This window comes from Streptomyces sp. NPDC102467 (assembly GCF_044765445.1).
Classification (GTDB): Bacteria; Actinomycetota; Actinomycetes; order Streptomycetales; family Streptomycetaceae; genus Streptomyces.
The window spans coordinates 11,978-34,398 of sequence record NZ_JBIWKA010000003.1; the positions used below are offsets into that span (position 1 = coordinate 11,978).

Below are 22,421 nucleotides of genomic sequence, written 5' to 3' on the forward strand. Positions count from 1 at the left end.
CGCGCACCGCCTGACCCTGCGCACCGCCTGACCCTGCGCACCGCCTGACCCTGCGCACCGCCTGACCCTGCGCACCGCCTGACCCTGCGCACCGCCTGACCCTGCGCACCGCCCGACCCCTCTGACCAGCGGCCCGCGGCTTACTGCGCATCAGTTGCAGTTAGCATGGTCGGGCAGGTGTCCGGTCGTGGGTGAAGGCAGCAGAGGCAGTGTCAGGCAATGGGTGAGTACAAGATCCGCGCGGCCGGTGTCGGCGACGTGGACGGAGCCCGCGCCGTCATGCTGGACACCGTGTACCGCGATCTGAGGTCCGGGTACGTGCCGCGCTGGCACGCCGACATCATCGACCCGGCCGCCGCCTACCTGCGCCCCGAGCGGTGCACGCTGCTCGTCGCCGAGCACGTGCCGAGCGGGGAGATCGTCGCCACCGGCGCGGTCCGCGACCGCGGGCCCGCCGCGCCGCCCAACCCGCCCTGGGTCGCCGACCGCTTCCCCTCCGGCACCACCGCCCAGCTCTGCCGCATCTACGTACGCCCCGAACACCGCCGGCGCGGCCTCGCCCGCGCCCTGGTGCGCGAGCTCACCGGCTTCGTGGCCAGGACCGGCGGCTACGAGGCGCTCTACCTGCACACCGACCCGGCCGTGCCCGGCGCCGAACCGTTCTGGCGCTCCCTCGCGCACGAGGTCTGCGACGAGCGCACACTGCCCGGCGGCGGACAGGGCATCGTCCACTTCGAACTGCCGCTGCCCGCACCGGTTCCCGCAGCCGTGCCCGTCGCCTGATGCGCCGCCGCGGCTTCCTGCTGGCGGCGGCCGCGACCGGCCTGACGAGCGCCTGCGGCTCGTTCACCGGCACCTCGGGCGGCGGCCGGATCGCCGTCGACCTCGCCTTCGCCCCCACCCAGGGACTGTCCCCCTACGGCGACGACGGGCTGCTGCTCAGCCGGCTCGCCGTCGTCGACGGGCTCACCCGCATGGACACCGACGGCGTCATCCACCCGGCGCTGGCCGCGAAGTGGACCCGTACCCACGCCACCACCTGGGAGTTCTCGCTGCGGGACGCACGGTTCCAGGACGGCGCCCGGGTCACCGCGCAGGCCGTCGTGGGCGCGCTGCGGGCGGCCGGGCGGGCCAAGGTGAAGCCGCGCGTGCTCAGCGACATGACCCTGACGGCGACCGCAGCGGGGGAGCGGACCGTGCGGATCACGACCGGCGCCGCCGACCCGCTGCTGCCCGCCCGCCTCGCGAACCCCTCCCTCGCCGTCTTCTCCCCGGCCGCCTACGGCAAGGACGGCGCCGTCGACCCGGTCGGGACCGCCACCGGGCCTTTCGCGCTGACCGAGCTGAACGGGGCCGTGTCCGCGACGCTCGACCGCTTCGACGGGCACTGGCGCGGCAGAGCGGCCGCGCGCGGCATCGACGTGACCTTCGTCGCCGACAACAACGCCCGTGCCAACGCGCTGCGTTCGGGCCAGATCGAACTCGCCGAGTTCGTCCCCGCCGCGCAGGCGCTGATCCTCGGCGGCCGGGCCCGCAAGGTCGCCACCGTACGCACCACCACCCTGTACCTGAACACCAGGACCGGGCCGCTCGCCGACCCCGGACTGCGCGCCGCCGTACGCGAGAGCGCCGACACGTCCGCACTGGCGAAGAGCGTCTACGAGGGATACGCCGAGCGCGCCACCGGCCTCCTCGGCCCCGGATTCGCCTGGGCGAGCGGCAAACAGCTCCCCGTCACCGGCCGCGCGAAGGCCGCCGCACCGCGCGGACAGCGCCTCACCCTCGCCACCTACACCAACCGCGCCGAGCTGCCCGAAGTAGCCGCGGCCCTCCAACAGCAGCTCGAACGCGCCGGGTTCGACGTCCGGCTCGTCATCAAGGACTACGCGCGCCTGGAGACCGGCGCCCTCGACGGGCAGTACGACGCGTTCCTCATGTCGCGCTCCACCGCGCTCGACACCGGCGACCCCGTCTCCTACCTCGCCTCCGACTTCACCAGCGGCGGCAGCTTCAACATCTCCCAGCTGGACGACCCGGCCGTCGACACCGCCGTGCGCGAGGCCGCAGGACTCGCCGGCACCGCACGGCAACAGGCCGTACTCGCCGCCGAGGCCACGATCCTGCGCACCGACGCGGCCGTGCCGATCGTCCACGAAGAACACCTCCAAGGCGTTGGCGCCACCGTGCGCGGCGTCGCCCTCGACCCCTACGAGCGACAGTTCGTCGCACTGGAGACACACGCCCGATGAGATACGCGAGCGTCGCCGCGGGCCGGGTGGCCGCGGCCGCCGCACTGCTGGCCCTCACCGCGCTGCTGCCCTGGCTGACCCGCACCGACCCGGCCCTGACCGTGCTGCACGCCCGCTACGGCGACGCCCCCACCACCCCGGCACAACTCGCCGACGTACGCGACCAACTGGGCCTGAGCGAAGGCCCGTTCACGTTCCTCGGGCAGTGGGCGCGCGGCCTGCTCCACGGCGACCTGGGCACCTCCTGGGTGACCGGCGCCGACGTCGCAGCGGACGTCTCCGGCGCCTTCGGGGTCTCCCTCTCCCTCATGGCCTACGCGATGGTCGTCACCGTCCTCGTCGCCGTCGCGCTGTGCTTGCCGGCACTGCGGCGCGGCGCCGCCCGGCCGCCGAACGGCGTGGGCGCGGGCATCCTCGCCGCCCTCCCCGAATTCCTGCTCGCCTCCGTCCTCGCGACACTCCTCGCCGTCCGCCTCGGCTGGTTCCCCGCACAGGGCTGGCAGTCACCCGCCTCCGCCGTGCTGCCCGCCCTCGCCCTCGGCATCCCCGCAGGCGCCGTCCTCGGACGGCTCGGCCAGGACGCGCTGCCCGCCGCGTTCGCCGAACCCTGGGTGCGGACCTGGCGGGCGAGCGGCCTGCCCCGCGCGCGCATCGCCCGGCACGCGGCCCGGCGCGCCCTGCCCGCCGTACTGCCCCAGGCCGGACTGACCATGGTCGGCCTGACCGGCGCCGCCGCGGCCGTCGAAGCGGTCTTCGCCATCCCCGGACTCGGCGGCACCGCCGTCGCCGCCGCCCTCGACCTGGACCTGCCCCTCCTCCAGGGCTGCCTGCTCGTCCTGCTCGCACTCGGGGTCGCGGCCGCCGTCACCGTCGGACTCCTGCGCCGACGCCTGCTCGGCCCCGCCCTCGAAGCGGGCGCGCTCCCCGGCCTGGCCCGCACACCCGGCGGCGGGCCCGGGCGCCTGTACGCGGCGGGGGTACTGGCCGCCGCACTCCTCGCGGTGATCATCTGGGGGCTCACCCGCGACCCCCTCCAGGTCGACCTCGCCGCCCGCCTCGCCCCACCCACCACCGGGCACCCGTTCGGCACCGACGCGCTCGGCCGGGACGTGCTCGCCCGGCTCGGCCACGGCGCCCTGCGCACCCTGGCCGTCGCGGCGGCGGTCTGCGCGGCCTGCCTCGTCGCCGGAGTCGCCCTGGGCCTGGCCCGCTGGACCGCGGGCCTCACCGAGGTCGCCAACGCCCTGCCCGCGATCCTCGCCGGACTCCTGGTCACCGGCCTGTTCGGCGCGGGCATGACCGGAGCGGCCGGCGCCGTCGCCGCCGTCGGCTGGGCACCGCTCGCCGCGCACACCGCCGCCCTCGCCGAGACGGAACGCGCCTCGGGACACGTAGAAGCCGCGATCGTCCACGGCGCCGGCCGCTGGCACATCCTGCGCCACCACGTCCTGACCGGGGTACTCCCGCAGGTCACCCGGCACGCGGTGCTCCGCCTCGCCCCCACGACCCTGGCCCTCGCCTCCCTCAGCTTCCTCGGCCTCGGCACCCAGCCGCCCACCCCCGAGTGGGGACGCCTCCTGATGGAGAACCTGCCGTACGCGGAACGGGCGCCGTGGTCCGTACTCGCGCCTGCGGCGGCGTTGGCGTGCGTGGGAGCCCTTGTGGTGCTGGCATCGGCGCCCCGGCGGCGTCGGTGAACCGGCACGGGGCTCCGCCCCGGACCCCGCTCCTCAAACGCCGGAGGGGCTTGAATGCCACCGGCTTCGGGTGACACCGGACGCGAAGGACCGGGAAATGTCGCGCCGCCCCTCTCCATTCCCGCAGGATCGGGTACGCGTCATCCGCGTCAGACGACCGCCCGTGAACCCTCTGAGAAGGAGTGAGGCCATGACCGCCCACCTGTCCGACGAACTCAAGGCACTGCTCGACACCAAGGTCTTCATCAACGTCGCCACCATCCAGCCCGACGGCAGCCCCCAGGTCTCCCCGGTCTGGGCCAAGCGCGACGGCGACGACATCCTGTTCTCCACCACCGTCGGCCGCCGCAAGGAGAAGAACCTGCGCCGCGACCCGCGCGTCACGGTCCTCGTCCAGCCCGCCGACAACCCGTACACCTACGCCGAGATCCGCGGCACCGCCGACATCAGCACCGAGGGCGGCCAGGAACTCATCGACGAGCTCTCCCTCAAGTACACCGGCAAGAAGTACGCGGAGTTCAACCCCTCCTCCGGTGAGGACGCGGAGCGCGTCGTCGTGCGGGTCCGCGCCCGAAAGGTCGTAGGCAGGCTGTGACACCGGCGGGCCCATGGCACCCCTCCGGGCCCACTACCCTGGAGGGGTGACTATTCGCCTGTACGACACCAGCGCCCGGCAGACGCGTGACTTCACCCCGATCGTCCCGGGCTGTGTCTCGATCTACCTGTGTGGCGCTACCGTCCAGGCGGCCCCGCACATCGGACACATCCGGTCGGGGCTCAATTTCGACATCATGCGCCGCTGGTTCTCGTACCGCGGCTACGACGTGACGTTCGTACGCAACGTGACGGACATCGACGACAAGATCATCAAAAAGGCCGCGGAGCAGAACCGGCCGTGGTGGTCGATCGGCTACGAGAACGAGCGGGCGTTCAACGACGCCTACACCGCCCTCGGTTGCCTCCCGCCGACGTACGAACCGCGCGCCACAGGACACGTCACCGAGATGGTCGAGATGATGCGGGGCCTCATCGAGCGCGGCCACGCCTACGAGGCCGACGGGAACGTCTACTTCGACGTGCGCTCCTTCCCCGGCTACCTGGAGCTGTCCAACCAGGACCTGGACGAGCTGCGCCAGCCGTCCGGCGACGGCGAGACCGGCAAGCGCGACCCGCGCGACTTCGCCATGTGGAAGGCCGCCAAGGAAGGCGAGCCCAGCTGGGAGACCCCGTGGGGCCGCGGCCGCCCGGGCTGGCACCTGGAGTGCTCCGCCATGGCCCACAAGTACCTGGGCACCGCCTTCGACATCCACGGCGGCGGCATCGACCTGGTCTTCCCGCACCACGAGAACGAGATCGCGCAGGCCAAGGGGTACGGCGACGAGTTCGCCAAGTACTGGGTGCACAACTCCTGGGTCACCATGTCCGGCGAGAAGATGTCCAAATCGCTCGGGAACAGCGTCCTCGTCTCCGAGATGGTCAAGCACTGGCGGCCCATCGTCCTCCGGTACTACCTCGGCACCCCGCACTACCGCTCCACGATCGAGTACAGCGAGGAAGCGCTGCGCGAGGCCGAGTCCGCGTTCGCCCGCATCGAAGGCTTCATCCAGCGCGTCGCCGAGAAGGCCGGCGGCGTCGTCGAAGCGGCCGACGAGGTCCCGCCCGCCTTCGCCGAGGCGATGGACGACGACCTGGGCGTACCCCAGGCGCTCGCCATCGTGCACACCACCGTCCGCCAGGGCAACAGCGCACTGGCCGCCGACGACAAGGAAGCCGCCGTCGCCCGCCTCGCCGAGGTCCGGGCCATGCTCGCCGTCCTCGGCCTCGACCCGCTCGACCCGCACTGGGCCGGCGAGGGCGACCGCGGCGACACTGGATCCATCAAAAGCATGCACGGCGTCGTCGACACGCTCGTCCGCCTCGTGCTCGACCAGCGCGAGTCGGCCCGCGCCCGCAAGGACTGGGCCACCGCCGACGCCATCCGCGACCAGCTCGGCCAGTCCGGGCTCGTCATCGAGGACGGACCGAGCGGCCCGCGCTGGAGCCTCGGACCCCGCTGATCCCCCGAATGTGCCGCCCGGCCCGTCGGGCGGCACACTTCATAGACGTAGACGTACATCCGCGCGCACCGCGCGGACAAACACAGAGACAGGTAAGTCATGGCCGCCAGTAACAACCGTCGCATGTCCGGCAAGAAGGGCGCGCAGGTCGGCAGTGGCGGCCAGCGGCGCAGGGGCCTGGAGGGCAAGGGCCCCACCCCGCCCGCAGAGGCGCGCAAGGGCCACAAGAAGAACCGTGTCGCCAACGCCGCGGCCAAGCAGGCCGCCCGCCGCCCCACCAGCCGCACCGGCGGACCGCGCGGCAAGGGCACCTCCGAGATGGTCGTCGGCCGCAACCCGGTCGTCGAAGCACTGCGCGAGGGCGTGCCCGCCATCACGCTCTACGTCCAGCAGTTCATCGACAACGACGAGCGCGTCCGCGAGGCCCTCCAGCTCGCCGCCGAGCGCGGCGGCATCCACCTCATGGAAGCCCCCCGCCCCGAGCTCGACCGCATGACCAACGGCCTCAACCACCAGGGCCTCGTCCTCCAGGTCCCGCCGTACGAGTACGCGCACCCCGAGGACCTCGTCGCCGCCGCCTTCGACGCCGGCCAGGACCCGCTGATCGTCGCCCTCGACGGCGTCACCGACCCGCGCAACCTCGGCGCCGTCGTCCGCTCCGTCGCCGCGTTCGGCGGACACGGCGTGGTCGTGCCCGAGCGCCGGGCGGCCGGCATGACCGCCGGCGCCTGGAAGACCTCGGCCGGCGCCGCCGCACGCATCCCCGTCGCCCGTGCGACCAACCTGACCCGGACCCTGGAGCAGTACAAGAAGGCCGGCGTCGCCATCGTGGGCCTGGCCGCCGACGGCGAGCGCGAGCTCGGCGACGTCAAGGCACTCTCCGGCCCCGTCGTCATCGTGGTCGGCAGCGAGGGCAAGGGCCTCTCCCGCCTGGTCGGCGAGACCTGCGACTACCGCGTCCGCATCCCGATGCCGGGCGGCGCCGAGTCGCTGAACGCCGGTGTCGCGGCGGGAGTTGTGCTCTACGAGGCGTCGCGCCGCCGCGCCTGAGGGGCCCGTTCGGTCCGGGCCCCACGACCTTGACGGGGCCCGGACATTTCGGTGTGGTCAAGGCAGTGTCCTAAACACACATCACTCGGTTAGATGAGTGTGGACACCAGAACGCCCCGCACACCCTCGGGGGACCGCTCGTCGGGATTCGACGACGCTCCCGCGCTGAGCATGGTGAAGGTTCCGTGCGACCCGGCGCAGGTCATCGTCAACCACGCGAGTTTCCGCGTGCAGCTTCCCAGGGCGCAGCAGACACAACTCCCGCGCATCGCACGGCACTTGAACGCCACGGGCGTGGCCGGAGCCGGCGCGGCGACCACCCGCATCCCCGTCATCACGGGCGCAGGCACCCCCGGTGCCCGCCGCCGCCCCGTCGTCATGAGCGGCGCAGGAGACCTCGCCGCCAGCGGACTGCTGCAGTCCGCGCGCCGCGTGGGCGAACCCGGTGAGGGCGGTGACGGCGGTGCCACACAGGTCATCCCGCGCCTCGACCGCGACCTCGCCGACCAGCTCTACGAGGGAGAGGCGACCGAGGAGACCCCCGTCGTCATCACCCCCCGACAGGGCGGCCCCGGCACCCGGATCCTGCCGCAGATGCGACAAGCCGGCAGCGCCTTCGAGGAGACCGGCGAACTCGAACAGATCCGCTACGAGGACGACGAGTTCGACGGCCCCTCCGACTCCGGCTACGACCCCGACCTCGAATCGGAGAACGAGACCACCGCCGCACGCCGCTACGGCCCCGTCCGGCACGCCTACTACCCCGGACGCCGGATGAACCTCGGCGTCGTCCTCCTCCCCCTCCGCGTCTTCCTCGGCTTCATCTCCATCTACGCGGGCATGGGCAAGCTCTGCGACCCCGTCTACTTCGACGGCGGCGAGCGCGGCTCCATGGTCAAGTGGCTGAATTCACTGCACCCTTGGGCCCTCGCCGAACCCATGCGCGACTGGGCGCTCCAGCACCCCGTCGGCGCCGGACTCGTCATCGCCTTCCTCCAGGTCATCGTCGGCGTACTCACCGTCCTCGGCCTGTGGCAGCGGATCGCCGCCGTCTTCGGCGCACTGCTCTCCGCCGCGCTGCTCCTCACCGTCAGCTGGAAGACCGTCCCCGCCTACGACGCGCCCGACATCATCTACCTCGCCGCCTGGTCGCCCCTGATCATCGCGGGCGCCCCCGTCTACTCCATCGACGGACGGCTCGCCGGCGGCGCCTGGCGCCGCCTCGGACCCCGCACCGCCCTGTGGGACCTGCGCCGCTACGTGCTGCGCCGCGGCACCGTCATCGCCACCCTCGTCATCGGCAGCACCCTGCTCATCGGCTCGGTGCTCGGCGGCGCCGTCCGCGACGCCGACCGGGTCACCGCACCCGGCCCCGGCGACTCCCCGCGCAACGAACTGCCCGGCTCCCCGCTGCCCTCCGAGCCCGGCCACAAGCAGCGCCAGTCGAAGAGCCCCGCGGCCTCCGACGCGCCGACGCAGGGCACCACCGCGAGCCCCTCCGGCGCCGCCGGAACGCCCGGCGCCACGCGGGAGACCGGCACCGTCGGCGGCTCCACGACCACGCCGACGCAGGGCTCCACGGCAGGCCAGGCCCCGCCGCAGCAGACGACACCGCAACAGCCGCCTGCCAGCAACACCGGCGGCCCGACGTCCGGCGGCACGACCGGAGGCGGCGGTTCAGAAGGCGGCGCGACCTCCTCCGGCGGCACCAGCAGCAGCGGTGGCGGCGGCTCCGACGACGGAGGCGGCGGCAGGCTCGTCGGCGGCCTCCTCGGCTGACGCCCCACCCTCTCCCCTCCCGAACACCGATGGGGCCCCGCACGAACCACGTGCGGGGCCCCATCGACGTAGACCGCTCAGGGGGGTACAGGCAGGCCGGAAACCTCAACGGCCCTGCGCGGCAAGCTCCTTGGCGGCCTCACGAAGATCCTTCGCCGTGTCGATCGCCCGCCAGTACGCGCCCTGCGGAATCGGAAAACCGGCCAGCCGCTTGGTGCGCGCCAGACGGGGAAACGTGGTCCGCTCGTGATCGCCGACATCCGGGAGCAGGGAGGCGAAGTCGGCGGAGAAGACGTAGAGCCCCGCGTTGATCAGGAACGGGGACGGCGGCGCCTCGACGAAGTCCGTGATGTGCCCGAACGCGTCCGTCTCCACAGCCCCCCACGGAATCCGCGGCCGGGCCAGCGCCAACGTAGCCGTCGCCTCACGCTCATGATGGAAATCCGCCATGTCACGCAGCGAGAAACGCGTCCAGATGTCGCCGTTCGTCGCATACCAGGGGCGGTCCCCGTGCGGCAGATGCGCCGCCGCGAACTTCAGCCCGCCGCCACGGCCCAGCGGCTCCTTCTCCACGACCGTCGTGACGTTCAGCGGCAGCTCCGCCTGCTCCAGCCACTCCTGGAGGACCTCGGCGAGATGCCCGCAGGAGACGACGGCATCCGTGACGCCCTCCTCCGCGAGCCAGGCCAGCTGGTGCCCGATGATCGGCGTCCCGGTACCTGGGATCTCCACCATCGGCTTCGGCCGGTCGTCGGTGTACGGGCGCAGGCGCGAACCCTGGCCGCCCGCCAGGACCACGGCCTGCGTGGGGCGGTGCGGATACGAATGCGGGCCGTGCGCGGCCGGTTCAGCGGTCGTCATGACCGGAACTGTACGTGCGCACGGCCCGCCGGGGCCGGTGTGGACCGGCGTGGACTGGTGTGGACCGGTGAGGCTCTTGAGGGATCAGCCGCGGAAGCCCGCCACCCCCGAGGCGAAGGACGTGTCGCAGACCGGCCGCGCGTACGACTGCGCGCGGGCCGGACCGTAGGCCTGCACCGCGGCGCGGCCCAGGGCCTTCGCGATCGTCATGCAGTGCTTGGCGAGCGAGGGGCGTCGGTCGACCTCCTGCTGGAGATGGGTGAGCGCGATACCGGGGTTCTCCTCCTGAAGTTCCTGGAGGAGACGGTCGCGCAGGACGTCCTGAGGGGCACGCGACTTGGCGCGCGCGGAGACGTCCTGTGAGGAAGCCGTGAGGATGGAGTCCGAAGAGCCCCCGGACCAGTTGACTCGGGTGACCGCGAGGGTCCCGGAGAGCACCAGCATCACCGGTAGGACGAAGGCGAGCGTGCGGGCGGCGCGGCGGGCGGGGCCCTGGCCCCGGGCTCGGCGCGACTTCTGGGTGTAGTTAGCGGAGTGCGTCACGCGAGTGAGCGTAGCGGTCAGTGATGATTTGGCGACATTTAGTCACTCGACCGAGGGACACCCAACTATGTTTCTTTGCCTACGCGTTGACGCCACTGGCCTAAATGTCTTACTTGCCGGGGTATTTGTCGACAACGTGGGCGTACGCGAAGGGCCCCGCGCCGACGCGCGGGGCCCATCGGGCTGACTCGAGTATCTCAGTGATTCCTCAGTCGGAGAGGCGCTCGCCCGTCGACGTCGAGAACACGTGGGTCTCGCCCGGACGCGGCACGACGTGCAACTGGGCACCCTTCTCCGGCACCTGACGGCCGTTGACCCGGACGACCAGGTCCTGGTGCTCGCCGTTGACCTGCGCGGCACCGTAGACGTAACCGTCGGCGCCGAGCTCCTCCACCACGTTCACGGAGACCGCGAGGCCCGCCGGGGAGTCCGTGGCGTCCTTCGTGAGGGTCTTCGCGGCCTCGCCACCGTGCTCGACGATGTCGAAGTGCTCCGGGCGGACACCGACCGTGACCGTGGTGTCACCCTTGTCGGAGGCGGCCTTCAGGGCCTCACGGTTGATCGGCACGACCGAGTTGCCGAACTTCACGCCGCCGTCGGTGATCGGGACCTCGACCAGGTTCATGGCCGGGGAGCCGATGAAGCCGGCGACGAAGAGGTTGTTCGGGCGGTCGTACATGTTGCGCGGGGTGTCGACCTGCTGGAGCAGACCGTCCTTGAGGACCGCGACCCGGTCACCCATCGTCATGGCCTCGACCTGGTCGTGCGTGACGTACACCGTGGTGATGCCGAGGCGGCGCTGCAGCGACGCGATCTGCGTACGGGTCGACACACGGAGCTTGGCGTCGAGGTTCGACAGCGGCTCGTCCATGAGGAACACCTGCGGCTCACGCACGATGGCGCGACCCATGGCCACACGCTGACGCTGACCACCGGAGAGCGCCTTCGGCTTGCGGTCCAGGTACTCGGTGAGGTCGAGGATCTTCGCGGCCTCCTCGACCTTCTGCCGGATCTCCGCCTTGTTGACACCGGCGATCTTGAGCGCGAAGCCCATGTTGTCGGCGACGGACATGTGCGGGTACAGCGCGTAGTTCTGGAACACCATGGCGATGTCCCGGTCCTTCGGCGGCAGGTGCGTGACGTCGCGGTCGCCGATGCGGATCGCTCCGCCGTTGACGTCCTCGAGACCCGCGAGCATCCGCAGGGAGGTCGACTTTCCGCAACCGGACGGGCCGACGAGGACGAGGAACTCGCCGTCCTCGATCTCGATCTCCAGGCCGTCGACGGCGGGCTTGGTGGACCCCGGGTAGACGCGGGTCGCCTTGTCGAACGTGACAGAAGCCATGGCTGTGAAGCCCCCTTCACCGGCAGGAACGTGCCGGACGATCCGTTGTAAAGGTGGGGCCGCCACGGCTTGTGCCACGGCGGCGTTAAGCATGGTGAAGCGCTGAGTGAAGCACTGGTGTAGTCCACGCGGGTGAACTGATCGGACGGTACCCGGCAGGTGGGGGATCTGTCAGTAGGTCGGAGGCTGTGGGATTCGCCGAAGTTTTCGAGCAGGCAGAGCGCGTGACTTTTGACGCGCGCCGCTGAGGGGGGTCAGAGCAACTGCCTTTTGGCCTTGCCCACGGCTTCCTGCTTCACAGCCCGCCGCCGACGGGCAACGGACTTCTCCGCCGCACCGCACGGTCTCACGCAAGCTCCACAGGCATGACGGCCGACAGCCCATCGGTCCGTACCGCACACACACCAGCCGCGGTCCCTATGCGGCAGCCACCACCTCACCCGGCACCGGCAACTCCGACGCCCTGATCACCGAAGGCGTCGCCCGCCCCGGCGGCAGCCCCGACGCCACCAGCCAGTACAGCCGCATCCCCTCGTCCCGCAGGTTCACCGCCGCGTTCACATCACGGTCGTGGACCGCACCGCAACCGGTACATACCCACTCCCGCACCGACACATCCAGCTTCGGCCCCTTGTCGTGGCAATGCGAACACCGTCGCGTCGACGGAAAGAACCGGTCCACGACCACCAGCGTCCGCCCGTACCACTCGCACTTGTAACGGAGCTGCCGCAGCAACTCGCCCCACGAAGCGTCCTTGATCGAGTCGTTGAGCCGCGACTTGCGCCGCCGACCCTTCCCCTTCGCGGCCGCCATCAGGGTCACGACGGACAGATCCTCCACCACGAGCACTTGGTTCTCGCGCACGAGGCGGGTGGTGAGCTGATCCAACATGTCCCTGCGCACGTCCCCGATCAGGGCATACAGCCGCGCGATCCTCTGACGCACCTTCTCCCGGTTCCGCGAACCCAGCTTCTTGCGGTGCAACTCCTTCTGCAATCGCTTCAGTTCATCCGCGTACTTCCGCAGCAGCCTCGGATGATCCACCTTCGTACCGTCGTCGAGCGTCACGAGCGACGCAAGACCCAGATCGATGCCCACCGCCCGCGGCTCCCGCGACCCGGCGAGGAACACCGTTGGCAGCGGATCGATCGACTCCTCCACCAGAAACGCGAGGAAGAACCGCCCCGCCCGATCCCGCTCCACCGTCAACCGGACCGGCATCACACCCGACGGCAACGGCCGCGACCACCGCACATCCAGCGGCCCACTCTGCAACGCCAGCTTCACCGCACCCGTGCCCGGCTGCTCCGGATCCTCTCGCCAGGTGAAACCGGTCCGCGCATACGTCGCCGTATCCCGTGCCCGCCCCTTCTTCTTCCGCCTCGGATACTTCGACGAACCACGAAAGAACTCCTGGAACGCCGCCTGCAAGTGCCGCAACGGCTGCTGCAGCACCGTCGACGACACCTCCCCCAACCACGACGTCCCCTCCGCGCGCCGCCACCCCGTCAGTGCCCGGCTCGTCTCCGCGAACCCCACCGACACGTGATGCTCACGCCACGCCTTCTCGCGCAGCGCCAGGCCCTCGTTGTAGACCCAGCGGCACGCACCGAATGTCTTCGCCAACTGCTCGGCCTGCGCCTCCGTCGGATAGAAGCGGTACCGGTACACACGCTCCCGGGTCCCCGCCTCCTTCGCGCGGCGCTTCACGGGCCCGGCGGGGCGGCTGCGCGGCCTGCTGCTGTCGGCGATGCCGAGCGCCTCGCGCTTGACGCGCTTGGCCTCCGCATCCGTCACCGAACACGGCTTCTCCGCCGGAACGTCCATGAGCCCCCGCCCGTTCGTGCAGTCCGATATTCGGAACAGCATGTCTGTCCGTTCAACGAACGGGTGCACGGGTGGTCACTCACGAATTTCGGTCGATAGGGCGCGGGTGAACTTCTTGGCCTGCGGTAAGGGAGGCTGTGTAAGGTGGGAGAGCTTCCGCGCACGGCGTTGTGGTGCGCGGTGCCTCCTTAGCTCAGCTGGCCAGAGCGCCGCTCTTGTAAAGCGAAGGTCATCGGTTCGAATCCGATAGGGGGCTCCACATAAAAGCCCAGGTCACACCCCGTGTGACCTGGGCTTTTCGCTGTCCCGCGCCGGGATCGTGGAGCGGGCCGGGCCGCTACGACACGAAGAGGTCGTAGTAGGGGGTGCCGGGCTGTACGAGGCAGCTGTAGCTCTTGTAGCCCTCGCGTACGTACTGCTGGCCCGCGTCCACGCAGGCGCTCTTGCCGGCGTAGCGGCCGATGTAGGTCGACTCCGCGCCGGCCTGGGCGGTGGTGCCCGTGATGCCGACGAGGGTGGCGGCGGCCGCGGCTGTGGTGAGGAGTGCTGCGAGCTTGCGCATCCGGTGCTTCCTGTCTCTTGGGAAACGTGGGCAACTCGTCTTACGGGCAGGGAGCATGCGCGCAACTCGGTTTAGATGCAAGGGAATTGATGGTCGGTGTGCCGTGGGTGCGGTCAGTGTCGCCCCGCCACCCGGTCCGCGATCTTCGCGAGCCGTGACGATTCCGTGCTCGGGGTGGTGAGCTCTCGGCGGTCGGCTGCCGCGTACGTGGCGTACATGCCGTGGACGCCGAGCCAGCGGAAGGGTTCGGGTTCCCACTTGCGGACCTTGTGGTTGACCCAGGGGAGGGTGGTGAGGTCGGTGGGGCCGGATTGGCCGGAGTCCTGTTGGACGAGGTCGCGGAGGGTGCGGGCGGCCAGGTTGGTGGTGGCGACGCCTGAGCCGACGTAGCCGCCTGCCCAGCCGAGGCCGGTCGAGCGGTCGAGGGTGACTGTGGCGCACCAGTCGCGGGGGACGCCGAGGACGCCGGACCAGGCGTGGGCGATGCCGACGCCGGTGAGCTGGGGGAAGAAGCGGGTGAGGATGTCGGTGAGTGAGGCGATCGTCTCCGGCTGGGTGCGGCCGTCGTTGTCGGTGCGGGAGCCGTAGCGGTAGGGGAAGCCGCGGCCGCCGAGTGCGATGCGGTCGTCCGCTGTGCGCTGCGCGTACATGTAGGCGTGGGCCATGTCGCCGAGGGTTTCGCGGCCTTCCCAGCCGATCGACTCCCATTGGGCGGGGGTGAGGGGTTCGGTGGCGATCATCGAGGAGTTCATGGGGAGCCAGGTGCGGCGCTGGCCCTTGAGGGACGCGGTGAAGCCTTCGGTGCAGCGCAGGATGTAGGGGGCGCGGACGGTGCCGTACGGGGTGATGGCGTGTTTGGGGGCGATCTCGGTGACCGGTGTTGATTCGTGGATGGTGACGCCGAGGTTCTCGACCGCGTGGGCCAGGCCCTTGAGGAGTTTTACGGGGTGGAGGCGGGCGCCGTGCGGGGTCCAGGTGGAGCCGACCGCGCCGGCCACGCGGATGCGGGTCGTGGTTTCGTGGGCGCCGTGCAGGGTGCGGTCTTTTTCGCCGTAGGCGAGTTCTGTGGCGTGGAAGGCTTTGAGGCGGGCCAACTGGGCTGGTGTGTAGGCGACTTCGAGGACTCCGCCGTGGTGGATGTCGGCGTTGATGGATTCCTCGCGGGCTACGTCGATGACCTCGGTCACCGTGTCGTTCATGGCCTGTTGGAGGCGGACGGCCGCGTCGTGGCCGTGGAGAGCCGCGTAGCGGTCGCGGCCCGCGATGCCGTTGTAGAGCCAGCCGCCGTTGCGGCCGGAGGCGCCGTAGCCGCAGAACTTCTGTTCCAGGACGGTGATGCGGAGGAAGGGCGCGGCTTTTTTGAGGTAGTACGCCGTCCAGAGGCCGGTGTAGCCGCCGCCGACGATGACGACGTCGGCGTTCGCGTCGCCGGTGAGGGGCTCGCGGGCGTCGGGGATGCCGTCGTCGGCGTACCAGAACGATATGCCGCCGTTGACCGGGCCGCGTCCGCCGGTGCCGATGCTGTTCGCGCTGCTCATGGCAGGGGACGTTACTGCGCGGGTTGGGGTCGGTGGCAGGGGTGTGGGGCTGGGGGTGGAGGCCGGTGGTGGGTTGGGTTGCGGAGGTGCGGGCCGTTGATTGTTCGGCTGATTCGCTGCTGGGTCTGGGGTTGGCTACGTCTGCGGTGTTTTGATGGGTTTGCGGAAGGGGTTCCAGGGGTCGCCGTGTCCTCGGCAGAGCGGGTAGCAGGCGAGGCCGATCAGGACCGAGGTGAAGTGGCCGAGGTCGGTGAAGGTGCGGCTGGTGATGAGCGGGTTGCCGTAGATGATGAGGACGGCCGTCAGGTACAGGTATCTCCAGGGTGGGGCGATGCGGTAGGTGAGTGCGCCGACGATGCCCGCGAGTGCGTAACTCACCCCGATGTCCAGGGTATTGACCGAGGATGCGGGTGCGTGGCCGTGGCGGATCGCCCAGAGGAGGGCGCCTTCGCTGATGAGTGTTGCCAGGACGTGTGCGGCGGCGGCGATGGCGAGCCAGCGGGCGGTGCCGAGCCAGCGTTCCGCCTGCGCGTGGAGGGCCGTGTAGAGGATCGCGTACGGCCACCAGCTGCTGCCGTCGATCCATAGGGCGGAGGAGACGAGGACGCGGATCGGGTTCTTGGACAGTTCGTGCAGGTTGGTGGAGCGCTGGCGCAGGAAGTCCTGTTCGAAGTGCGGGTCCATGTGGTGGACGGCGACGGTGGTGACGAAGAGTGCGGCCAGCCAGAGGTAGGTGCCCGGGGCGCTGCGGAGGTACGACCACACGGACGACGCCATGGATGTCCCTGCGCGACGGAGAAAAAGGCGCATGCCCGATTCAGGCACGCCGGTAGGGTCGCGGCCGTGATCGACATTCCGGTGGGCCTGATCGAGTCGCAGTACGAGTACGCGGGGGAGGCGGGCCGTGCGTTCATCGCGGCGTTGCCGGCCCGGGTCGAGGAGTTCGTCGAGCGGTGGGATCTGCGGGTCGACGGGCCCGCGATGCATGGGGTGGCGGCGCTGGTGCTGCCTGTGGTGCGGCGGGTGGACGGGGTGCGTGCGGCGGTGAAGTTCCAGGTTCTTGACGGGGAGACGGAGGGGGAGCCGGTCGCGCTGCGGGTGTGGGGTGGTGATGGTGCGATGCGGTTGCTCGACCACGATGCCGGTACGGGCACGATGTTGCTCGAACGGCTGGACGCGGGGCGGATGTTGAGCGTGGTGGCGGATTCCCGTGCGGCTGTTCTGGTCATCGCCGGGTTGTTGGCGCGGCTGACGGCGGGGCCCGCGCCGGAGGGGATGCGGTCGTTGTCGGACATCGCGGGGCGGATGCTCGCGGAGGTGCCGGCGGCGTTGCCGAGGATCGCCGATCCGGTGCGGCGGGGGGTCGTGGCGTCGTGTGCGGCGGCGGTGCGCGAGGTCGCGGGGGAGGCCGGGGACCGCCTGTTGCACTGGGATCTGCATTTCGAGAACGTGCTGGCGAGTGAGCGGGAGCCGTGGCTCGCCATCGACCCGAAGCCGCTCGCCGGGGACCCGGGGTTCGATCTGTGGCCCGCGCTCGACAACCGGTTCGAGGCGGACGAGGTGGTGTGGCGGTTCGACGCGATGACGGAGGTGCTGGGTCTGGACCGGGAGCGGGCGCGGGCCTGGACGTTGGGGCGGGTGCTGCAGAACGCGTTGTGGGACGTGGCGGACGGGCGGGAGCTTTCGGCCGACGGTATGGAGATCGCGGGGCGGCTGCTGGGGTGACATGCCTGCGCGGGCGGTTAACCTGCGGCCATGATTCGTAGTGCCACTCCCGCTGACGTGCCCGTCATCCATGCCATGGTCCGTGAACTCGCCGAGTACGAGAAGGCGCTCGACGAGGTGCGGGCCACCGAGGCGCAGCTGGGGGAGGCCTTGTTCGGTGAGCGGCCGGCGGCGTTCGCGCATATCGCGCAGGACGATGTCTCCGGGGAGCCGGTCGGGTTCGCGCTCTGGTTCTTGAACTTTTCGACGTGGCGCGGGGTGCACGGGATCTATCTGGAGGACTTGTACGTCCGTCCTGTGGCGCGGGGTGGTGGGCATGGGAAGGCGTTGCTGGCCGGGCTGGCGCGGATGTGCGTGGAGCGCGGGTACGAGCGGCTGGAGTGGTCCGTTCTGAACTGGAACGAGCCGTCGATCGACTTCTACCGGGCTCTCGGCGCCCGTCCGCAGGAGGAGTGGTCGGTGTTCCGGCTGACCGACGAGGCGCTCGACCGGCTCGGTTCGTAGGGGAGTCGCGCCGGCGGGTCAGGGTTCCAGGACGACCTTGCCCGTCGTGCCGCGTGTCTCCAGTGCGTGGTGCGCGGCGGCCGCGTCGGCGAGCGGGAAGCGGTGGACTGCCGGGGTGAGGACGCCGCGGCCGGCGAGGTCGAGGGCGGCGAGTTCCAGGGTGCGGACGGGGTTGTCGCCGCCTGCCTTCTGCATCATCGCCGGGCCGAGTACCTGTTCCTGTACGAGGCCGCGGCGGGTCCGTTCGGTGTCGTCCAGGAGCAGTGGGCCGCCGGTGTCGTCGATGCCCTGGCCGGACCAGCCGAAGATGATGTGGTGGCCGCCGGGGCCGAGCAGGTCGAGGGCGGTGGTGGCGGCGGGGCCGCCGACGCCGTCGAGGAGGACGGTGGCTCGGGTGTGGCGCGCGGTGAGGAACTCCCGTGCCAGGGCGGGCCAGTTGGTGTCTTTGTAGTCGAGGGCGAGGTGCGCGCCGTTCGCCGCCACCAGTGCGGTCTTCGCCGGGCCGCCGGCCAGGCCGATGACGGTGCCGCCCGCGTTCTTCACGTACTGGACGAGGAGGGTGCCGATGCCGCCGGCCGCGGCGGGGACGATCGCGACCGTCTCGGGGGTGAGGTCGGCGAAGTTGAGGATGCCCACGGTGGTGCGGCCGGTGCCGATCATGGCGACGGCCTGGGCGGCGTCGAGGTTCGGCGGGATCGGGTGGAGGCGGGTGGCGTCCGTGACGGCCAGTTCGGCGTAGCCCCCGGGTGCGAAACCGAGGTGGGCGACGACCTTCTTGCCCAGCCAGGACGGGTCGGTGCCCGCGCCGAGTGATGTGACGGTGCCCGCGATCTCGCGGCCGGGGATCGTGGGGAGCTCAGGGAGGCGGGGCAGCGGGCCTTGGACGCCGTTGCGGATCGCGGTGTCGAGGAGGTGGACGCCGGCGGCCTCGACGGTGACGCGGACCTGGCCGGGGCCGGGTTCGGGGTCGTCGGTCTTCTCGTACGTGAGGTTCTGGGCGGGGCCGAAGGCGTGCAGTCGGATGGCGTGCATGGGCGCTCCCTGGCGGATACGCGGTTCAGCTGCTCGGGGCGCCAGTCTTTGACCTCAAGCGCTGTTGAGGTCAAGGCCGCGGGTGGTCACGGGGAGCCGCAGTGCCAGGGTCGTCGCCTCGATGGCGCTGGTGAAGGAGACCTCGGAGAGGATGCCCGGTGCGGCCACCATGTCGCCGGCGAGGTGGACGCCGTCGCCGCGGTGGATCGCGGGCCGGTCGCGCCAGGTCGTGCCGGGGCGGTCGAGTGCGCCGGTGCGGCCCTTGGCGACGGAGTCGCGGCGCCATGTGGTGCGCTCGCGCCAGTCGGGGAGGGCGAGGTCGAGGAGGTGTTCGGCGCGGGCGGCGCCGTCGGATCCGGACTCGTGCGGGGCGAGCGGGATCTGCCCCTGGATCAGGCTTTCGCCGGGCGGGGCGAGGGACTTGTCCTGCGCGGTGAAGCGTTCGAGCCAGGCCGGGGAGTCGAGGCCGGAGACGGCGAACGGGTCGCCGCGGCGGGTGCGTACGGCCAGGTCGATGAGGGCCGTACGGCCGCTGTCCCACACCAGGGTGTCGTCCTTGAGGAGGCGGCGGGCCGCGTCCAGGGAGGTGGCGACGACGACCGGGGTGTCGGTGGGCACGGTGTCGAGGCGGGCCAGGGTTTCGACGCGGACCCCGAGGTTCCAGGCGCGGGCCGCCATCCGGTCGATGACCGAGGCCCAGCCGCCCACCGGGTAGGCGGCCTCCGGGGGCAGTTTGGCGGTGCGGCGCAGGCGTTCCTGTACGAAGCGGGCGGAGAGCGCGCCGGGGTCGTGGTGGAAGAGGGCGACGGCGGTGTAGTGGGCGGCGGCGCGGGCGCCTTCGGGGCCGATGAGGCGGCTCGCCCAGGTGGTGAAGTCCTCGTCGGCGGGGGCGAGTTCGGGGCGGCGGCGCAGGAGGCGGAGCAGGGCGAGGGGCGGGGTGCGGCGCAGGGTGCCGTCGCGGTGGAAGCGCAGCCGGGCGGCTTCGCGGGGCGGGAGCGCGGCGAGCTGCCCGAGCAGGCCGCGCTGTTTCAGCCAGGTCCAGTGGGGGCCGCCGTTGTAGAGGGCGTGCGGGCCCTCGTTGGTGCGGTAGGGGCCGTCGGCGGTGCGGGCGCGGCCGCCGAGTGTGTGGTGCGCCTCGTGGAGTGTGACGCGGGCGCCGGCCTCCGCGGCGGTGATCGCGGCGGTCAGGCCGGCGAATCCGCCGCCGATGACGGTGAGGGCGGGCGTGCTGCGGGGCATGGGGGCTCCTGGCGTGGTGCGTCGCGTGCGGTTCTCTTTGAGCCTTGTCGGGCCGGGTGCCGGGCCGGGCCGTGTCGTGCCGGTCCTGTCGGTCCTGTCGGTCCTGTCGGTTGGTGCCGGTCGTCTGTGGTCCTTCGGGGTTACGACGGTCGGGGCGCCCCGGAATGTGACATCGGGGGGATCGCCGCAGGTGGTACGGGGTTTTGAAGGGGGCTCGCGGGATTGTCAGTGGGGGCAGGCAGCATGGGGGCATGGCAGACAGGAGCGGTGGGGCGGCGAAGGTGAAGAAGGCGCGGCGGCCGGAGGTGCGGCTGCCTCCGCTGGTGCCGTGGGAGGAAGGTGGCCGCCTTGAGCCGGACGGGGATTACGACGGGCTCGAGTTCAGCGGCGCGGACCTCGCCGGGCAGGAGGGGACCGGGGCGCGGTTCATGGACTGCGCAATCGTGGGGTGCGGCTTCGACGAGGCGGCGTTGCGCCGCGCGCGGTTCCTGGACTCGACGCTGACCGGTATCCGGGGTGTGGGCACGGATCTCGCGGAGGCGACGCTGCGGGACGTGGAGGTGACGGACGCGCGGCTCGGCGGGGTGCAGCTGCACGGGGCGGTCCTGGAGCGGGTGGTGATCCGGGGCGGCAAGATCGACTACCTGAATCTGCGCAAGGCGCGGCTGAAGGACGTCGTGTTCGACGGCTGCGTGCTGGTGGAGCCGGACTTCGGGGGTGCGCGCCTGGAGCGGGTGGAGTTCCCCGGGTGTGTGCTCAAGGGGGCGGATCTCACGGGCGTGACCATGACGGACGTCGACCTGCGGGGCGCGGCCGAGCTGGGGATCGCGCGGGGGGTGGACCGGCTGGGCGGAGCGGTCGTCTCCCCGGCCCAACTCTTCGATCTGGCACCGGCGTTCGCGGCGCAGCTCGGGGTGCGGGTGGTGGGGTAGGGCGGGTCGGGCCCGGGGCCGGCGCCGGCTCCGGTGGGGCCTATGGCTTGTCGGGGAGGCGGGGGAAGCGGGACTGGAGGCTCCAGATCGCCGGGTTCTCCGCCAGGTCCTCGTGCAGGTCGGTGAGGTCGGCGACGAGGTCGTGCAGGAAGTCCCGTGCCTCGCGGCGCAGTTCGGCGTGGGAGAAGGTCAGCGGGGGTTCGTCGCCCGGCATCCAGTCGGCCTCGACGTCGACCCAGCCGAAGCGGCGCTCGAAGAGCATGCGGTCGGACGACTCGGTGAAGTCCAGGTCCGCGTACTGCGGGGTGGCGCTGCGGCTGCCGCGCGGGTCCTGGTCCAGCTGCTCGACGATGTCGCACAGCGCCCACGCGAAGTCGAGCACCGGCACCCATCCCCAGGCTGTGGACACCTCGCGGTCCGCCTTGGTGTCGGCCAGGTACACGTCACCGCAGAACAGGTCGTGGCGCAGCGTGTGGACGTCCGCGCGGCGGTAGTCCAGCTGCGGTGGGTCCGGGAAGCGGTGGGAGAGGGCGTAGCCGATGTCGAGCACGTAAGGGATGGTGTCACGCCCCGGCGGGCCGGGCGGCCGGGGTGGCGGTCGCTGCTTCTGTGTGTGCGGGACGGACGGCGGCGGTGGCTGTTTCTGTGTGTGCGGGACGGACGGCGGCGGTCACTGTTTCTGCGTGCGCGGGACCTACGGCGGCCGGTCACTGTTTCTGCCTGCGCAGGGCTTACGGCAGCAGTCGCTGCTCCTTGGCCACGGCGACCGCGCCTGCCCGGGTGTCCACGCCGAGTTTGTCGTAGATCCGGCCGAGGTGGGTCTTGACCGTGGCCTCGCTGATGAACAGGGCTTTGGCGATCTCCCGGTTGCCCAGGCCGTGCGCGAGCTGCGCGAGGATGTCGCGCTCGCGGTCGGTGAGGGTGGGCCGGGGTTTACGCAGGTTGGCCATGACGCGGCTGGCGACGGGCGCGGACAGTGTCGTACGGCCCTGTGCGGCGGCCTGGATCGCCGCGAACAGTTCCTCGGGACGTTCCGCCTTCAGCAGGTAGCCGGTCGCGCCCGCCTCGATGGCGCGGGTGATGTCGGCGTCGGTGTCGTACGTGGTGAGGACGAGGACGTGGGGCGTGGGCGCCGGTCCTGAGGCGAGCCGACGGGTGGTCTCCACGCCGTCGATGCCGTCGCCGAGCTGGAGGTCCATCAGGACCACGTCGGGGGTGAGCCGGGCGGCCAGCGCGAGCGCCTCTTCGCCGGTGCCCGCCTCGCCGACGACCTCGATGTCTTCGGCGCTGTCGAGGAGGGCGAGCAGCCCGGCGCGGACCACCGCGTGGTCGTCGCAGAGGAGGATGCGGGTGGGTGTCTTGGCGGGGCCGGTCATGGGCGGGGCTCCGATCGGTTGGGGCGGACGGTTCATCGGCGCGCCCAAGGCGCCCAGGGGGCTGCGGCGAAGCCGCATGCTCCAGGGGCGCGGGGCTGTGACATG

General features: G+C 71.4%; 21 protein-coding genes and 1 tRNA gene. 11 read left to right on the forward strand and 11 right to left on the reverse strand.

Features of this window, described 5'->3' with window-relative positions; translation table 11 throughout:
* Positions 1–219 precede the first annotated feature (219 nt).
* The 7 genes from ACIREE_RS05920 (at position 220) to ACIREE_RS05950 (ending at position 8,832) form a co-directional block, all read left to right on the forward strand.
* Positions 220–783 carry a GNAT family N-acetyltransferase gene (locus ACIREE_RS05920; RefSeq protein WP_404146896.1) on the forward strand — a complete coding sequence of 188 codons (564 nt, stop codon included), beginning with the start codon at positions 220–222 and terminating at the stop codon, positions 781–783.
* Entirely contained in the window at positions 783–2,249 is a 1,467-nt protein-coding gene (locus tag ACIREE_RS05925) for an ABC transporter substrate-binding protein (RefSeq protein WP_404146899.1), read from the forward strand. The genes ACIREE_RS05920 and ACIREE_RS05925 overlap by 1 nt, the downstream gene beginning before the upstream one ends.
* Positions 2,246–3,946 (forward strand): ABC transporter permease subunit, encoded by a 1,701-nt coding sequence (locus ACIREE_RS05930; protein WP_404146901.1) that lies wholly within the window; start codon positions 2,246–2,248, stop codon positions 3,944–3,946. Before ACIREE_RS05925 ends, ACIREE_RS05930 begins: the two co-directional genes overlap by 4 nt.
* A 190-nt stretch (positions 3,947–4,136) precedes the next feature.
* Positions 4,137–4,541, forward strand: coding sequence for a PPOX class F420-dependent oxidoreductase (locus ACIREE_RS05935; RefSeq protein WP_404146903.1), 405 nt, complete (start codon positions 4,137–4,139; stop codon positions 4,539–4,541).
* Positions 4,542–4,587: 46 nt separating this feature from the next.
* Complete coding sequence (cysS, locus tag ACIREE_RS05940; RefSeq protein WP_404146906.1) at positions 4,588–6,003, forward strand: cysteine--tRNA ligase; 1,416 nt, start codon at positions 4,588–4,590, stop codon at positions 6,001–6,003.
* 99 nt (positions 6,004–6,102) lie between these two features.
* The gene (gene rlmB / locus ACIREE_RS05945) at positions 6,103–7,053 is read left to right on the forward strand and encodes a 23S rRNA (guanosine(2251)-2'-O)-methyltransferase RlmB (protein WP_404146909.1); all 951 of its coding nucleotides are present in this window, start codon (positions 6,103–6,105) and stop codon (positions 7,051–7,053) included.
* A gap of 99 nt (positions 7,054–7,152) precedes the next feature.
* Positions 7,153–8,832 carry a DoxX family protein gene (locus ACIREE_RS05950; protein ID WP_404148161.1) on the forward strand — a complete coding sequence of 560 codons (1,680 nt, stop codon included), beginning with the start codon at positions 7,153–7,155 and terminating at the stop codon, positions 8,830–8,832.
* 105 nt (positions 8,833–8,937) lie between these two features.
* Here ACIREE_RS05950 and ACIREE_RS05955 read toward each other — a convergent pair whose 3' ends face one another.
* The 4 genes from ACIREE_RS05955 to ACIREE_RS05970 form a co-directional block, all read right to left on the reverse strand.
* Complete coding sequence (locus tag ACIREE_RS05955) at positions 8,938–9,693, reverse strand: NDP-sugar synthase (protein WP_404146912.1); 756 nt, start codon at positions 9,691–9,693, stop codon at positions 8,938–8,940.
* Positions 9,694–9,777: 84 nt separating this feature from the next.
* A complete protein-coding gene (locus ACIREE_RS05960; protein WP_404146915.1) occupies positions 9,778–10,236 on the reverse strand; it encodes a hypothetical protein in 459 nt (152 codons plus the stop codon).
* Positions 10,237–10,444: 208 nt separating this feature from the next.
* Positions 10,445–11,581, reverse strand: a complete 1,137-nt coding sequence (locus ACIREE_RS05965; RefSeq protein WP_404146918.1) for an ABC transporter ATP-binding protein — start codon at positions 11,579–11,581, stop codon at positions 10,445–10,447.
* A 417-nt stretch (positions 11,582–11,998) separates the two neighbouring features.
* The gene (locus ACIREE_RS05970) at positions 11,999–13,408 is read right to left on the reverse strand and encodes an RNA-guided endonuclease InsQ/TnpB family protein (RefSeq protein WP_404146920.1); all 1,410 of its coding nucleotides are present in this window, start codon (positions 13,406–13,408) and stop codon (positions 11,999–12,001) included.
* Between the two features lie 182 nt (positions 13,409–13,590).
* Between ACIREE_RS05970 and ACIREE_RS05975 the strand changes: the two genes are divergently transcribed.
* Positions 13,591–13,667 (forward strand) — tRNA-Thr (locus ACIREE_RS05975).
* A 78-nt stretch (positions 13,668–13,745) separates the two neighbouring features.
* Here the strand turns inward: ACIREE_RS05975 and ACIREE_RS05980 are convergent.
* The 3 genes from ACIREE_RS05980 to ACIREE_RS05990 form a co-directional block, all read right to left on the reverse strand.
* Positions 13,746–13,970, reverse strand: coding sequence for a hypothetical protein (locus tag ACIREE_RS05980; RefSeq protein WP_404146923.1), 225 nt, complete (start codon positions 13,968–13,970; stop codon positions 13,746–13,748).
* A 113-nt stretch (positions 13,971–14,083) separates the two neighbouring features.
* The gene (locus tag ACIREE_RS05985) at positions 14,084–15,508 is read right to left on the reverse strand and encodes an NAD(P)/FAD-dependent oxidoreductase (RefSeq protein WP_404146926.1); all 1,425 of its coding nucleotides are present in this window, start codon (positions 15,506–15,508) and stop codon (positions 14,084–14,086) included.
* Between the two features lie 135 nt (positions 15,509–15,643).
* Positions 15,644–16,285 (reverse strand): rhomboid-like protein, encoded by a 642-nt coding sequence (locus ACIREE_RS05990; protein WP_404146929.1) that lies wholly within the window; start codon positions 16,283–16,285, stop codon positions 15,644–15,646.
* Between the two features lie 66 nt (positions 16,286–16,351).
* Between ACIREE_RS05990 and ACIREE_RS05995 the strand changes: the two genes are divergently transcribed.
* Both ACIREE_RS05995 and ACIREE_RS06000 read left to right on the forward strand, forming a co-directional pair.
* Positions 16,352–17,233: an aminoglycoside phosphotransferase family protein gene (locus ACIREE_RS05995; protein ID WP_404146931.1), complete on the forward strand. Its 882-nt coding sequence runs from the start codon at positions 16,352–16,354 to the stop codon at positions 17,231–17,233.
* Between the two features lie 30 nt (positions 17,234–17,263).
* The gene (locus tag ACIREE_RS06000) at positions 17,264–17,737 is read left to right on the forward strand and encodes a GNAT family N-acetyltransferase (protein ID WP_404146934.1); all 474 of its coding nucleotides are present in this window, start codon (positions 17,264–17,266) and stop codon (positions 17,735–17,737) included.
* A gap of 18 nt (positions 17,738–17,755) precedes the next feature.
* On the opposite strand, the gene ACIREE_RS06005 is transcribed toward ACIREE_RS06000, so the two are convergent.
* Together ACIREE_RS06005 and ACIREE_RS06010 are read right to left on the reverse strand one after the other, a co-directional pair.
* Positions 17,756–18,769, reverse strand: coding sequence for a zinc-binding dehydrogenase (locus ACIREE_RS06005; protein WP_404146936.1), 1,014 nt, complete (start codon positions 18,767–18,769; stop codon positions 17,756–17,758).
* A 54-nt stretch (positions 18,770–18,823) separates the two neighbouring features.
* On the reverse strand, positions 18,824–20,008 hold the full coding sequence (locus ACIREE_RS06010; RefSeq protein ID WP_404146939.1) for an NAD(P)-binding protein: 1,185 nt from the start codon (positions 20,006–20,008) through the stop codon (positions 18,824–18,826).
* Positions 20,009–20,259: 251 nt separating this feature from the next.
* Between ACIREE_RS06010 and ACIREE_RS06015 the strand changes: the two genes are divergently transcribed.
* Positions 20,260–20,940, forward strand: coding sequence for a pentapeptide repeat-containing protein (locus ACIREE_RS06015; RefSeq protein WP_404146941.1), 681 nt, complete (start codon positions 20,260–20,262; stop codon positions 20,938–20,940).
* Positions 20,941–20,980: 40 nt separating this feature from the next.
* Here ACIREE_RS06015 and ACIREE_RS06020 read toward each other — a convergent pair whose 3' ends face one another.
* The gene (locus tag ACIREE_RS06020) at positions 20,981–21,490 is read right to left on the reverse strand and encodes a hypothetical protein (RefSeq protein ID WP_404146944.1); all 510 of its coding nucleotides are present in this window, start codon (positions 21,488–21,490) and stop codon (positions 20,981–20,983) included.
* A 181-nt stretch (positions 21,491–21,671) separates the two neighbouring features.
* A complete protein-coding gene (locus tag ACIREE_RS06025) occupies positions 21,672–22,316 on the reverse strand; it encodes a response regulator (RefSeq protein WP_404146947.1) in 645 nt (214 codons plus the stop codon).
* Positions 22,317–22,421: the final 105 nt, after the last annotated feature.